Below are 16099 nucleotides of genomic sequence, written 5' to 3' on the forward strand. Positions count from 1 at the left end.
GATCGCGGCTCGAAAGTAACATCATGACGCACATTATCGGTGCGCTCGCCCGCAGCGCAAGTAACCAGCAGCGGCGCAGCGACGCAATCCGGTGGATCGCCGGATGTTACCCGGCCTCAGTCTCTCCCATCGATACGGTAACACACCCCCATTCACTGTCATTCGGTAACCTGCTGATAATAATTTGATTTATATCAAGCTCTGCACTGGCTTTCGATTCTGCGGAGATCGGGCCGGACGGACCGCCGTTTAGCTCGCCTTGCGCAAGGGAGGTACGAGCGACGCGGAGGCAAGCCTCCAGAGGAAGCGTGTTCGTGGGACGAACGTCGATTCTGGGGCGGGATTTGAGAAAAGGGGGGTGAATGATCGAAGATCGCACGGCTTTGCCCGTCATGCTCGACCCTGCAAACGTCGCACTCCATGCGCCGCGCCATCCCCTGTCGAACCCGACCACCTCTGCCAATCTCCCCAGCTCGCCCGCCCCGCGGGCCATTTCGCGTTCAAGGAAAGCTCATGGCCGATAACAGCATGAACCGTGGAAATGTCGCCGGCGCTCGGGCCCGTTCGCGGTGGCTTCTTTGCAGTGCATCGCTTGCCGCGGTGCTCGCCTGCGTTCCCGTGGCGGCACATGCCGAAGATCGCTATTGGGACGCCAACGGCACCGCCGTGGGTTCGGGCGGTAGCGGGACGTGGAACCTCGCCAACCTCAACTGGAGCCCCAATGGCGACGGGGTCAGCGGACCGTTCGTCGAGCCGTGGGTCAATGGCGATCTCGACAATGCGATCTTCGGTGGCACTGCCGGGACGATAACGGTCGGTGTTCCTGTCACCGTCGGTAACATCACCTTCAGCTCGGCGGGCTATGTGCTGAACGGCAGCACGATCACGCTCGGCGATGCCGATTCCACCATCACGACGGCGACGGGGATCAGCACGATCAATTCGATTGTCGCGGGTTCGAACGGGCTTATCAAGGTCGGCAATGGCGCGCTGATCCTGAACGGCGTCAACAGTTTCACAGGCGATATCAATATCAACGCGGGCAGCCTTTATGCCGCTGCCGACAGTGCCCTCGGTGCAGCGGGCAACAATATCTTCACCGCCGCAGCGTCCAATGTGCGCCTGTCGATTGCGGGTGCCGGCACCGCCCGCACCGTAACGATCGGCACCGGTGGCAATCTGATCCTCGAGGGGACAGGATCGGGGTCGGCGCGGATCCGCGGTGACGGGTCGGTGCAGCTTGCCGCAAGCGGTATCACGATGAGCAACGATCTCAGCGACTATACCGGCCGCACCGTCTTCCAGGGCTGCAACGGCGTCTGCTCGACGCGCTTCACCTCGATTGCCAATCTTGGCCAAGCCAGCTCGCTCGGCGCGCCGGTCACGGTAGAGGACGGCACGATCGTCTTCAACCAGCAGAGCCAGTATAGCGACAGCATCATCTATCTCGGCGACGGCGACAGCTCGAACCGCAATTGGGACATCAACGGGAATAACGCCCAGATTCGCAACCAGGGGACCGGCACGCTCGAGATAACCGGGAATATCGATATCTCGGCGGCCGGGGCATTCAATGCCGAAACCGCCGACATCCACCTGCTCGGCGTACTCAGCGGCGGAGCCTATGGTTTCAGTGCGCTGGCGGGGCGCCATATCGCGCTCGGCGACGCGAACAGCTTTACCGGGCAGGCGACGCTTGCGGGCGAGATTCGCCTTGGCAAGCTTGCCGACATTGGCAGCGAGAGTTCGCTCGGCGCGGGCACGACGATCGGACTCAGCAACGGAACGCTGAGCTACACCGGCGCGGGCGACGCCAGCAATCGCGAGTGGCTGGTCAACGGGACCGCCAATGCGATCCGCAACGACGGCACCGGCGCGCTCGATCTGTCGGGCGCGCTCGCCTTCAACGTGGCGAATCCCAATCCTGATACGCTGACTTTCGGCGGAACCTTCGCCGGGACCAATAGCTTCTCGGGCGTCATGTCCGGCAACGGCAACATCGTCGCCGATAGCGCGGGGACATGGGTGCTTGGCGGCGCGAATGTACAGCGCGGAACGGTGACGGTGAACGGCGGCACATTGCGCGCCGGAACCGCTGGTGCTTTCGGCAACGCGACGGGATTCATCGTCAACGGCGGTACTCTCGACCTTGGCGGTTTCGACCTTGTCGCGCCGTCGCTGACGGGCAGCGGCGGAACGGTGGCGCTCGGCGGATCGACGCTCACCGTCGCGGCAGCGACGGCGCAAAGTTTCGGGGGCAGCATCGCGGGCAGCGGCGGACTGACAAAGTCCGGCGCGGGCACACTGACGCTGACGGGCGCGAACAGCTACACCGGCGCGACGACGATTTCGGGCGGCCGGCTCGCGCTCGATTTCGCGGGTGCCGGCGGTCCGGCGTCGGACATTATTTCATCGGCATCGCATCTGGTGCTGTCGGGCGGTGCGCTCGACGTGCTGGGCGCGGCGGGCGAAGCCAACGGCCAGACCTTCGACGGGCTGACGGTCAGCGCGGGCAGCAACACGCTGCGCGCGGTCAGCGGGGCTGGCGGCACGGTCGATCTGAACCTTGGCGCGATCAACCGCACGGGCGGGCTGGTCAATTTCGTGCTGCCCGGCGCGGGGGCGATCACGACAAGCAATCTCGACGGCGTACTCGGCGGCTGGGCGACGATCAACGGATCGGATTATGCAAAGGTTGTCGGCGGCAATATCGTCGCGTTCGACGCAAGCGATTATACTGACAAGGACGATGCGGGAACCTGGGCCGATGGCGAGATCGTCAGCGACGCCGCCGGGGCAGCGAATTCGCCTTTCTTCGGAACGGTCGGCAGCGACGTCACGCTGGGCGGGCTGCGCTATTCGGCGGCGGCGGGATCGACCGTCACCGTCGGCGCGGGCAACCGGCTGGGCGTCGAGGGGACAATCATCGTCGCGCCAAGCGTCGGCGCGGCGAACCAGGCGATCAACGGCGGCGAACTGACTAGCGGCGTCGCGGGCGGCACGCTCGGCATCCAGCACAATGGCGGCGGCACCTTCACCATCGGGTCGGCGATCGTCGACGGCGGGGGGGTGACCTCCTTTGCCAAGGGCGGCGCGGGCCGCGTCACGCTGTCGGGAACGAATAGCTATACCGGCGCGACGACGCTGACCGACGGGGTGCTTCAGATTTCCAGCGTCGGAAATGGCGGCGTGGTATCGGGCATCGGCGCCTCCTCGGCGGACTCGTCGAACCTCGTCCTCGAAGGCGGCACGCTCCAATATACCGGAGGCACGGCAAGCAGCGATCGCGGCTTCACATTGGTCAATGGCGGCGCTGCGCGAACGATCGATGTCGCCGCGGCGGGCACCGACCTGACTTTCTCGGGCGTCGTGACAAGCTTTGACGATGCCGGTTTCACCAAGGCGGGCGCGGGCACGCTGACACTCGCCAACGCCGCCAACGACTATATCGGGGTGACCACCGTCGCAGGCGGAACGCTCGCGGTGAACACGCTCACCGACGGCGGGATCGCGAGCGGGATTGGCGCTGCGAGCAATGCGTCGGAGAATATCGTTCTCACCAATGGAGGGCAGCTGCGCTATACGGGCGGCACGGCCACGACCGACCGCGGCTTCACACTCGCAAGCGGCAACGGCCGCATCGACGTCGAGCAGGCGAGCACGACGCTAACGATCAGCGGCGTCGCGACGGGTTCGGGCAATAATTTCATCAAGGACGGTGCCGGCACGCTCGTCCTCACCGGCACCAACACGTACACAGGCGAGACGATTGTAACCGCGGGGACGCTGCGCGCGGGATCGGCTCTGGCGTTCGGTCCGGGCGGGCGCTATATGACCGTCGATGCGGGGGCGACGCTCGACCTAGGCGGCTATGATATCAATATCGCGGCGATTATCGGCGGCGGACTTGTCGATCTGGGCGGGCAAACACTGACGACTGCGGGTGGTCCCGGCGTTTTTACCGGGCGGATCACCGGCACCGGCGGTTTCACGCGCGGCGCGGGCAGCTACACGCAGACGATCAGTGGCTGCAACAACGACTATACCGGCGTCACGACGATCAGCGGCGGGCTTGCGATCGACTGCATCGCCGACGGCGGGCAGGCGAGCAGCATCGGCGCCTCGTCGTCGGCCGCCGCAAATCTCGTCTTTGCAGGCGGGACACTGGCTTATACCGGGGCCAGCGCGTCGACTGATCGCGGCTTCGCGTTGACCGGCAATGGCGCGATCAACGTGGTCGATTCCGCTGCCGTGCTGGAATTTTCCGGTATTGTCACCGGCGGCGGGCAACTGGCCAAGACTGGTGCCGGGACCTTGCTCCTGTCGGGGACGAACAGTTCGACCGGAGCTCTGCGCATCATCAATGGTACTGTTCGCACGGGATCGACGGCCGCGTTGGGAAGCGGCCCGATGACGCTCGATAACACCGCCGGCGTCCTGCTCGACGTCGATGGTTATGACAATGATGTCCGCTATCTGACAGGCGGCGGCGTGCTCGGCGGTAACATCGCCCTTGGCGCAGCGACGTTGACAATCACCACGGGGGGCAGCGCCGCCGCCGTTTACGGCGGTGCGATCTCGGGCAGCGGTGGCCTGGTGAAGGACGGCGGCAGCTATCAGGAACTGTCGGGCTGTGCGAGCAGCTATGCCGGGGCAACCGTGATCAACGCCGGCATTCTCGGGGTTGCCTGCCTCGACGATGGCGGCGCGAACAGTTCGATCGGTTCGTCATCGGGCGCGGCGAGCAATCTCGTCCTGAACGGTGGCACGCTGCGATATGTCGGCGTCGGCGGAGCGACGAACCGCCAGTTCACGCTTGGCGCATCGACCACGAGCAAGCTCGACGCATCGGGCACCGGGGCGATTGCCTTCACTCACGCGGGTCCGCTGACCTTTGCAAGCGCCAATACGGCGCAGACGCTGACGCTGGGCGGCACCAACACGGGCAACAATGATCTCGCCGCGCAGATCACCAACAATGGCTCGGGTATCACGCGCCTGACCAAGACCGATGCGGGCACATGGCTGCTCACCAACGCGGGCAGCACCTACACCGGCATCACGACGATCAGCGGCGGCGTCCTTGGGGTCGACAAGCTGGCCGACGGCGGGATGGCGAGCAGCATCGGCGCATCGTCGGCCGCCGCGTCGAACCTCGTCATCGGCAATGGATCGACGCTGCGCTACACCGGTGCGGGCGATACCACGAACCGTCTGTTCACCCTGTCGGCGGGCGTCACCTTCATCGAATCGTCGGGCACGGGCGCGATCGTCTTCACTGACACCGGACCGGTGACGCTGGCGAACAACAATCAGGCGCGCACCATCGCGCTTGGCGGCACCAACACGGGAAACAACACGCTGGCGGGGTCAATCGGCAACGCCGGATCGGGCGTCACCACGCTGGCGAAGAACGACAGCGGCACCTGGGTTCTTACTGGCAACCACAGCTATACCGGTTCGACCAACATCAACGGCGGGACGCTGTTTGTCGGGGGCGGCGGCACGACGGGCTCGATCGCAAGTGCGCTCGTCAACAATTTCGGCACGCTCGGGTTCAACCGCAGCGACCTTTTGTCCTATGGCGGGCAGATCGTCGGCACCGGAGCGCTGCGACAGGCGGGGACGGGGACGACCGTCCTTACCGGCACCAACACCTACACCGGCGGCACGACGATCGAGGCGGGCACGCTCCAGCTCGGCAATGGCGGGACGACGGGCAGCATCGTCGGCGATGTCGTCGATAACGGCGTGCTGGTGTTCAACCGATCGGATCTCGTGACTTTCGCCGGCCTCATTTCGGGCAGCGGCGCCGTGCGGCAGGTCGGAAGTGGCACGACGGTGCTTTCGGGCATCAACAGCTACGCTGGCGGCACGTCGATCGTGGGAGGTACGTTGCAGGTGTCGGCCGACGCCAATCTGGGCGACGCCGCCGGCGGTCTCATTTTCTCCGGCGGCACGCTGCGCACGACCGCATCCTTTGCGAGCGCGCGCAGCAGCAGCCTGACCGGCGCGGGCACTATCCTGACCGATGGCGGGACGATCTTCGCGCTGGGCGGCGTGATTTCGGGCGCGGGCGGCCTCACCAAGTCCGGCACGGGCATTTTGACGCTGAGCGGCAACAACAGCTATGCTGGCGCGACCAACGTGAACGCAGGTACGCTGCGCATCAATGGCGACCAATCCGCGGCGACGGGCCTTGTGACGGTGGCGTCAGGCGCGACGCTGGCGGGCAGCGGGACGATCGGCGGCAGCGTCAATGTGCTGAACGGCGGCATCCTCGCGCCTGGCAACAGCCCCGGCACGTTGGATATCAACGGCGACCTGTCGCTGGCGGGCGGTTCGATCCTGAACTTCGAATTCGGCGAAGCCGGTGTCGTCGGTGGAGCACTCAACGATCTGGTCAACGTCGGTGGCAATTTGACACTTGATGGCACGATCAACGTCACCTCGTCGAGCGGCGGCTATTTCGGCGGCGGCATCTACCGCGTCTTCAACTATGCCGGGACGCTCACCGACAACGGGCTCGCGCTGGGATCGATGCCGGCGGGAAGCGACGTCACCGTCCAGACGTCGGTTGCGGGACAGGTCAACCTGATCAACAGTGAGGGCCTTGCGCTCAGCTTCTGGGACGGCGACGCCGGACCCAAGTTCGACGATCTGGTCAACGGCGGCAGCGGCAGCTGGCATCTCAGCGGCGCCGACAACAACTGGACCGGCGCCGACGGCGCGATCAACGCGGCCTATGCCGACGGCACCTTTGCGATTTTCGCGGGCGCGCCCGGCACGGTCACGGTGAACAATAGCGACGGCGCGGTCACCGCGACGGGGATGCAGTTCGCGACCGACGGTTATCTGATCGACGGCGCGCCGTTGACGCTGGTCGGTCCTGAATCGGTCGTTCGCGTTGGCGACGGCACCGCGGCGGGTGCAGGTTTCACCGCGACGATCAGCGCTGACCTCACCGGTGCGTCGCAGTTGGTAAAGACCGATGCCGGCACGCTCGTGCTCACGGGCGCGAACAGCTACACCGGCGGCACCCGGATCGAGGGCGGCGTCATTTCGGTCGAGAATGACAGCTTCCTCGGCGATGCCGGTAGCACGATCACGCTTGATGGCGGCACCTTGCGAATGACGGGCGCCAGTTCGGTCAATGCGCGCACCTACATTATTGGCGCGAACGGCGGTGCGATCGACATTGCAAATGCCGCAACGTCGAACGGCGTCCTCGATGCCATGACAGGAAGCGGCGGATTTACAAAACTCGGCGACGGTTCGCTCGCGCTCGCTGGCGAGAACAGCTATACCGGCGGCACGACGATCGAGGCCGGTACGCTGCAAATCGGCGGTTTGGGCGGCGCGACCGGCTCGATCATCGGCGACGTGGTCAACAATGCCCGCCTCACCTTCAACCGCTCGAATGCCTATACCTATGCGGGCTCGATCACCGGCACTGGCAGCGTTCAGGTAGCAAGCACCGGCGTGACCACGCTGACCGGCGACAGCAATTATGGCGCCGGGACGCTCATCAATGGTCTGGGCGGCGAGCTTCGTATCGTCGGCGGGGCCAATGTCATTTCCGGGGGTTCCACGACGATGGGGCGCTCGACGCTGAGCGTCGACGGCGCGAATTCGGTCTTCAGCACGACCGCCATTGGCGGGACTATTGCCTTCGCCGGCTCGACCGTGGTGAACGTAACGGACGGCGGCACGCTCCGGATCAGGGCGGGCGACCTGGATCTGCGAGGCACTCTCAACGTCGCGACCCGGATCAACATCACCGGCGCGAACTCGCTGGCTGATGTGGCGGGCGGCATTCGCGGGAGCGCGACCTTCAACGCTCCCTTCAGCCTGACGATCGGCGCGGGCGGGACGCTGCGCACCGCGGGGGAGAGCCAGATCGGCACCGCGACCAGCAACACCAATCCCATCGCCGTCGCGATCGCTGCCGCGGGTTCCAACTGGACGAGCACCGGTTCGTTGCTGATGACCGCCGGCAATTTCACTGTCGATCAGGGCGGCACGGCGAGCTTTGCGTCGGCGACCTTCGGTGCCGCGCCGCAGGCCGCAAACCTGACAGTGTCGGGCGCGGGCTCCAGCTTCGCCACGACGGGTGACCTGATTATCGGTAGCGGGACTGGCACTGCGGTTCTGACGGTTGCCGACGGCGGCCGGACGGTCGCCGGCTCAGGCCTCCAGATTGCGGCCCAAGCCGGTTCGACCGGCACCGTAAATATCGGCGGCGTCGAAGGCGGTTTGGCCGCCGCGGCGGGCTTCATCGAGGGCAACATAACTTTCGGGTCCGGCGCGGGCGAGTTGAACTTCAACCACACCGGCACCGACCATCTCTTCGCCAACAGCATGTCGGGCGCGGGTTCGATCGACCATGCGGCCGGCACGACGCGGCTGACCGGTGACAGCTCGGCCTTTACCGGCACGACGTCGGTCGCAGGCGGTACGCTGCTCGTCGACGGCATCCTTGGCGACGCGTCGAGCGGCGTCAGCGTAGCGACGGGCGGCACGCTTGGCGGCACCGGCACGCTCGGCGGCAATGTCGCCATCCTCGATGGCAACCTCAATCCGGGTAACGTCGGCGGGATTCCGGGCAGGCTGACGATCGCCGGCGACTTAAACCTCGCCCCGGCCGCGACGCTCAACGTCGACTTTGGTCAGGCGAATGTCGTTGGCGGCGCGTACAACGACCTGATCGATGTGGGCGGCGACCTCGTTCTCGGCGGGACACTCAATGTACAGGAGGCCCTTGGGGGTAATTTCGAACCGGGCGTCTATCGCGTCATCAACTATGGGGGGACGCTGACCGACAACGGTTTGACGGTCAATGCAGGCTATTTCGTGCAGACCTCGGTCGCGAACCAGGTCAATCTGGTGAACACCACCGGCCTCACGATGCGCTTCTGGGACGGTGTCAACGGCGGCAAGAATGACGGGGTGATCACGGGCGGGGACGGCCTGTGGCAGGCAAGTGGCGGCAACGACAACTGGACCGAGTTCGACGGATCGGCGAACGCGCCGTTCACCGATGCGGCCTTCGCGGTCTTTTCGGGTGTCGGTGGCGCGGTAACCGTCGACGGCTCGCTCGGCGCGGTCACGGCATCGGGGATGCAGTTCGCCAGCGACGGCTATGTCATCGCGGGCGCCGATATCGCGCTCGTTGAAGCAGAGGCGATCATTCGCGTCGGTGACGGCTCGATTGGCGGTGCGGACTATAGCGCCACCATCGCGTCGAACCTGACCGGCATCGGCGATGTCATCAAGACCGACCTCGGAACGCTCGTGCTGACGGGCGACAACAGTTTCGTGGGCGAAACCAACGTCCGGGGCGGCGAACTGCGGCTCGCGGACGGCGGCACGCTGAACAATGCGGACGGCATGATCGGCCGCGAAAGCGGCGAGCAGGGCGTCGTCACCGTCACGGGCACCGACGGCAGCGGCAGCGCCTCGACCTGGACCAACACGGGTATCCTCCGTGTCGGCCGCCTTGGCTCCGGTACGCTGGGCATCCTCGATGGCGGCATCGTGACCGTCGCGGACATCGCTTATATCGGCGACGACGTCGGCAGCCAGGGGACAGTCAATGTTTCGGGGCAGGACGCCAATGGCAATGCCTCGACCTGGACCGGGGCGAGCGACATCGTCGTCGGCGAGTTCGGCAGCGGCACGCTGAACATCACCGCAGGCGGTCAGGTCGGCAACCAGTCGGGCTGGATCGGCTCCAATGCCGGCAGCCAGGGGATCGTCAATGTCTCGGGTGTCGGCGCCAACGGCGCCGCCTCGACCTGGACGAACAATGGCGATGTGCTGGTCGGTTATGACGGCAACGGGACGTTGAATATCGCCGACGGCGGCAAGGTCGTCAGCGTCGGCGGCCAGATCGGCGCCAATTCCGACGGCGTTGGTGAGGTGCTCGTAACCGGCGTCGGCTCGTCGTGGGAAAACAGCGGACGGATCAACGTCGGCCTGTTCGGCGCCGGAACGCTGCGCATTGAAAATGGCGCGACGGTCACCGGCAACGACGCGATCATCGGGGCTTCCGGAAACGGCAACGCGATCATATCCGGCGCCGGCACGTCGTGGATCAACACCCATCAACTGAGCGTCGGTAGCTTTGGCACCGGCTCCATGCGCATCGAGAACGGTGCGAGCGTCACCAGCAATCAAGCTTATATCGGCGCCAATTCCACTGGCAGCGTCGTCGTGACCGGGGCAGGGTCGAACTGGCTGGTCACCGATTTCTCGATGACCGTCGGCAATGAGGGCGCGGGCTCGCTGCTGGTCGAAAACGGCGGGCTGGTCCGGGCCGAGGGCGGCTTCGCGCTCGGCGTCGCGGCGGGTTCCAGCGGAACTGTGACCATTGCGGGCACGACGGGCAACCGTGGTGTTGTCGAGACCAGCCAGATCGGGGGCGGTTTGGGTACGGTCGATTTCTCGCTCGACGGCGGCGTGCTCCGCGCGACGCAGGATGAAGGCGAGTTCTTCGCCGATTTCGGTGCGAACGACGTCACGCTCGGCACAAACGGTGGCATCATCGATACCGACGGTCACAATATCGGCATTGCGCCGCGCTTTGCCGGCGCGGGCGGGCTGACGAAGGACGGCCTCGGCACGCTGACGCTGACGGGTGCCAACAGCTATGCCGGAGCCACATTCGTCAACGCGGGCACTTTGCTGGTCAATGGCGACCAGTCGGCGGCGACCGGCCTGATGACGGTGTTCGCGGGCGCGACGCTCGGTGGCACCGGCACGATCGGCGGAGATGTCGCCATGCTCGACGGCGCCATCCTTGCGCCGGGAGAAAGTGCCGGCACGCTGACGGTCGGCGGCAATCTGTCGCTCGCCGGTGGTTCGATCCTGAATTACGAGTTCGGACAGGCCGATGTCGCTGGCGGTGCGCTCAACGACCTGGTCAATGTCGGTGGCGATCTGACGCTCGACGGGACGATCAATGTGACGGTCGCGGCGGGGGGCAGCTTCGGCCCCGGCATTTACCGCGTGTTCAACTATGGCGGCGCGCTGATCGACAACGGGCTGACGCTGGGGACAATCCCTGGCGGCACCGGCGGCGTTTCGGTCCAGACCGCGATCGCGGGCCAGGTCAATCTCGTCAATTCGCAGGGGCTGACGCTCAGCTTCTGGGACGGCGCGGTCGGGCCCAAATATGACGGCGTACTCAACGGCGGCGATGGGGTGTGGCGCGTCGCGGGCGGCCTCAATAACTGGACCGATGCGGACGGTTCGATCAACGCCGATTATGCGCAGGACAGCTTCGCGGTCTTCGCGGGCGCGCCGGGCACCGTCACGATCGACAACGGCGGCGGTAACGTCCTCGCTTCGGGCATGCAGTTTGCGAGCGACGGCTATGTCGTGGCGGGCGACACGCTGACGCTGACCGGCGCGCAGGCGATCGTTCAGGTCGGCGACGGCAGCGTCGCGGGCGCGGGCTATACCGCGACCATCGACGCACAGATCGCGGGCACGGCAGAGCTGCTCAAGACCGACGCGGGCACGCTCGTCCTGACCGGCGCGAACAGCTACAGCGGCGGCACGCTGATCAACGGCGGCACCGTCCGGATCGGCAGCGACTCCAATCTGGGCGATGCGAGCGGCGGGCTGTCGCTCGGCGGCGGCGCACTTCACACCACCGCCGATATCGTTTCGGGCCGGACCGTCACGCTGATCGGCGACGGCGTGTTCCGCAGCGATACGGGCACCACGCTGACGCTGACCGGCCCGGTCGGCGGGGCTGGCGGCCTCACCAAGGCGGGTGCGGGCACACTGGCGCTCGGCGGCAGTGGATCCTTCGCCGGCGCGACGACGGTCGAAGCGGGCACGCTGTTCGTCAACGGCGACTATTCGGCGGCGACCGGCGGGACAAGCGTCGCCGCCGGCGCGACGCTGGGCGGCACGGGGACGATCGGCGGCAATGTCGACTTCGCGAGCGGGGCCTCCCTCGCGCCGGGCGCAGGCGGAACGGGCACGCTGGCCATCGGCGGCAATCTTTCGCTTGCGGCCGGAACGCAGCTCGATTTCGAATTCGGGCAGGCGGGTGTCACGGGCGGCGCGCTCAACGATCTCGTCAACGTTGGCGGCGATCTGGTCCTCGACGGTGTGCTCAACGTCAGCGTCCCGACGGGCGGCGCGTTCGACGTCGGCATCTATCGCCTGTTCAACTACGGCGGCACGCTGACGAACAACGGTGTGACGTTCGGCACCATGCCGACGGGCGCCAGCACCGCCGTCCAGACTTCGGTCGCGGGGCAGGTTAATCTGGTCAACTCGGGCGAGCTGACGCTGAACTTCTGGGACGGCGCCGCCGGACCAAAGGTCGACGGCGTGATCAACGGTGGTGATGGCGTGTGGCAAAGCAGCGCCGGAAACAGCAACTGGACCGACGCGACGGGTAACCTCAGCGCGCCCTACGCCGATGGGGCCTTTGCGGTCTTCGGCGGAACCGCGGGCACGGTCACGGTCGATAACGCACCGGGCGCCGTGTCGGTCACCGGCATGCAGTTTGCGGCCGACGGCTATGTCATCACCGGCGAATCGGTCGCGCTCGACGGGGCGCAGGCGGTGATGCGCGTCGGCGACGGCAGCACGGCGGGCGCGGGCTTCACCGCGACGATCGCTTCGGCGCTCACCGGCACCGCGCAGCTGGTCAAAACCGATGCGGGGACGCTCGTCCTCGGCGGCACCAACAGCTATACCGGCGGCACACAGATCGTTGGCGGCACAATCCGCATCTCGAACGATGCCAATCTCGGCGCGGCGAGCGGCGACCTTACACTCGATGGCGGCACGCTCGAAACGAGTGCCGACCTCACCAGTGCGCGCGGCATCGTCGTCGGCGGCGGGGGCACGATCGCGACCGCGTCCGATACCATCTTTACATATAATGGCCTCTTTTCGGGCACGGGCGGACTGACCAAGAGTGGTGCGGGCACCCTGCTCGTTACCGCCGACAACAGCGGCTTCGGTGGCAACACGACCGTCGCGGGCGGCACGCTGGCCGTGCAGGGAAGCCTTGGCGGCGCCGTCACCGTCGGCGCGGCGGGCCGCGTCGAAGGCGCAGGGCGCGTCGGCAGTCTGGTCAACGCCGGCGTCGTCGCACCGGGCAGCGGCATCGGCTCGCTCACCGTGGCGGGCGACTATACCGGCAACGGCGGCCTGCTCGAGATCGAGGCCGTACTCGGCGGTGATGCCTCGGCGGCTGACCGCCTGGTTGTGAATGGCGCCACGTCGGGCAACACGCGCGTCACGGTGATCAATCGCGGCGGCATCGGCGGCCAGACGGTCGAGGGGATCAAGATCGTCGATGTCGCGGGCGCATCGAACGGCAGCTTCACGCTCGAGGGCGACTATCTGTTCGAAGGCGAGCAGGCTGTGGTGCTGGGCGCCTATGGCTATCGCCTCTACAAAAATGGGATATCGACGCCGCAGGACGGCGACTGGTACCTCCGCTCTGCGCTGCTCGACCCCGGCGAGAATCCAGAAGGTCCGCTCTATCAGCCGGGTGTCCCCGTCTATGAAGCCTATGTCGGCGCACTGCAGTCACTGAACCGTCTGCCGACCCTTCAACAACGCGTCGGCAACCGTTCGTGGGCTGCGTCGCCGATCGCCGGTGCGGGCCTGTGGGGTCGCTTCGAATCCGAGCGCCAGCGGCCGGAAGCCGTGGCATCGACGAGCGGCGCCGACCGCAAACTCAACCAGTGGCAGGCGCAGCTCGGGCTCGATGCGGTGCTGGCAGAGCGCGGCGACGGTGCCGCGCTCGTCGGGGGGCTGACCGCCCATTATGGCAAGGCGGACAGCAGCGTCGCTTCGATCTTCGGCAACGGCACCATCGATACGCAGGGCTATGGCGTCGGCGCGACGATGACCTGGTACGGGCCGAAGGGCTTTTATGTCGACGGGCAGGTCAAGCTCAGCTGGTTCGACAGCGATCTGGAATCGAACATCCTTGGGGATCTTGTCCGCGGCAACAAGGGCGACGGCCAGGCTTTCAGCCTCGAACTCGGCAAGCAGACGCCCATCGGCCGCAACCTGTCGGTCACGCCGCAGGTGCAGATGAGCTATGCCAAGGTCGCTTTCGATCGTTTCGCCGATCCTTCGGCGGCCGCGGTTTCGGTCGGGAAGGGCGAAAGTCTGAAAACCCGCTGGGGCCTGGCGATCGACCATCAGACAAGCTGGAAGGGCCGCGCGGGCGATACGCGCCGCACTCGCCTCTACACCGTCATGAACCTCAGCTACGAATGGCTCGACGGCGCGGTAGCCGATGTGTCGGGAACGCCGATCGTCAATCGCGACCATCGTCTGTCGGGTGAATTGGGGCTTGGCGGCAGCTACAGCTGGGGTGACGACCGCTTCACCCTCTATACCGAAGTGTCGGGCGATACGGCGATCGCCGATTTTGGCGCGGGCTATACCCTGAAAGGTACAGCTGGGTTCCGGGTGCGGTTCTGATCACTAACCCGAATGATGCGGGAAGGTGGGTCGTTTACCCGTCTTCATATGAAAGCTGACGATAAGGTGGAGACGCAACGCCCTGACTTGTCTTGGCCGTCCGCTTCGCGCGATTCTCTGCTGAGGTCCGTGACCGGCGATGCTCGGTCTGGTCAGGGAAGGTCGATGAGCAAAACTTCCGCATCGGAATCGGCCTCAATCGACAACATGCCTTCCGATGTCAGCGCGGCGCCGTCGCCCTCGCGCATTTCGGTTCCATTCAAACCGACAATGCCGCCAACGACCTGGACCCAATAGCCGCGCTTCGGGTCGAGTTCGCGTGCGATCGCCTTGCCGTCGTCGAGCCGGGCTATCGCCATGACGGTATCCTGGCGCAGCGTTAGCGATCCTTCGCGTCCGTCGCCGCTCGCGATGGTGACCCAACGGTTGCGCCCTTCATCGGCGGCGAAGGATTTTTGGTCGTAAGAAGACGGCCCCCCGAACTCGGACGGGATGATCCATATCTGGAGGAGGTGGGCGCGTTCATCGGCGCTCGGATTGCGTTCGCTATGGCGGATGCCCGTGCCCGCGCTCATCCGCTGGACCTCGCCCGCGCGGATGGTCGCGCTGTTGCCGAGGTCGTCGCGATGCTCGATGGCACCCTTCAGCACGATGGTCACGATCTCCATATCTTCGTGACCATGCTCGGAGAGTCCGGCGCCGGGGACGACTCGGTCTTCGTTGAGCACCCGCAAGGCACGAAAGCCCATATGCTTGGGGTCGTTATAGTCGGCGAAGGAAAAGCTGTGCCAGGCGTCGATCTGGCCGCCCTGGTGGCGGCCGCGGGCACCGCGGTCCCGGAAACGGATCATCGTCATTCTCCCCCTTGGGAGCGCCACCGGCCGGGCGGCGCTCCGGGCTTTGTCAGGCCGCGTCGACGAGGACGATTTCGCTGTCCTCGATCGCGGTCACGCGAAGTACCTCCATATCGCTGATCGCGGCACCGTCGCGGGCATTCACGCGGACGTCGTCGATCTGCACCGCGCCCTTTGCCGGGACGAGATAGGCCTTGCGATCCTTGCCTAACGGATATTCCGCCGTCTCGCCCGCGCGGAGCGTCGCGCCGACGACGCGGGCGTCGGTGCGGATCGGCAGCGCGTCATTATCGTTATCGTAGCCCGAGGCCAGCGTCACGAACTTGCCCGAACGCTCACCCTTGGGAAAGGGCTTCGCGCCCCACTGCGGCGCTTCGCCGTCGCGGGTCGGAATGATCCAGATCTGGAAAATCTTGGTCGTGACGTCCTCCAGATTATATTCCGAATGGCGGATACCGGTGCCGGCGCTCATCACCTGCACGTCGCCCGCCTCGGTGCGGCCCTTGTTGCCGAGGTTGTCCTGATGGGTGATCGCGCCTTCGCGGACATAGGTGATGATTTCCATGTCGCGGTGCGGGTGCGGCGGAAAGCCGGTCTGCGGCTGGATCGTGTCGTCGTTCCACACGCGCAGATTGCCCCAGCTGGTGCGGGCGGGATCGTGATAGCCGGCGAAGGAAAAATGATGCTTGGCGTCGAGCCAGCCGTGATTGGCACCGCCGAGGCTGTCGAAAGGGCGAAGTTCGATCATCTTGTATCTCCATGGCTGGCAG

General features: G+C 65.8%; 3 protein-coding genes. 1 reads left to right on the top strand and 2 read right to left on the bottom strand.

The genetic code is table 11. The features are described 5' to 3' along the window. Positions 1-513: 513 nt before the first annotated feature. A complete protein-coding gene (locus tag HDC29_RS18140) occupies positions 514-14475 on the top strand; it encodes an autotransporter-associated beta strand repeat-containing protein (RefSeq protein ID WP_179499695.1) in 13962 nt (4653 codons plus the stop codon). A gap of 152 nt (positions 14476-14627) precedes the next feature. Here the strand turns inward: HDC29_RS18140 and HDC29_RS18145 are convergent, their stop codons facing one another. Together HDC29_RS18145 and HDC29_RS18150 are read right to left on the bottom strand one after the other, a co-directional pair. Then, positions 14628-15326 carry a pirin family protein gene (locus tag HDC29_RS18145; RefSeq protein WP_179499696.1) on the bottom strand — a complete coding sequence of 233 codons (699 nt, stop codon included), beginning with the start codon at positions 15324-15326 and terminating at the stop codon, positions 14628-14630. 52 nt (positions 15327-15378) lie between these two features. Continuing rightward, complete coding sequence (locus tag HDC29_RS18150; protein WP_179499697.1) at positions 15379-16077, bottom strand: pirin family protein; 699 nt, start codon at positions 16075-16077, stop codon at positions 15379-15381. Between the last annotated feature and the right edge of the window lie 22 nt (positions 16078-16099).

This window comes from Sphingopyxis sp. JAI108 (assembly GCF_013410105.1).
Classification (GTDB): domain Bacteria; phylum Pseudomonadota; class Alphaproteobacteria; order Sphingomonadales; family Sphingomonadaceae; genus Sphingopyxis; species Sphingopyxis chilensis.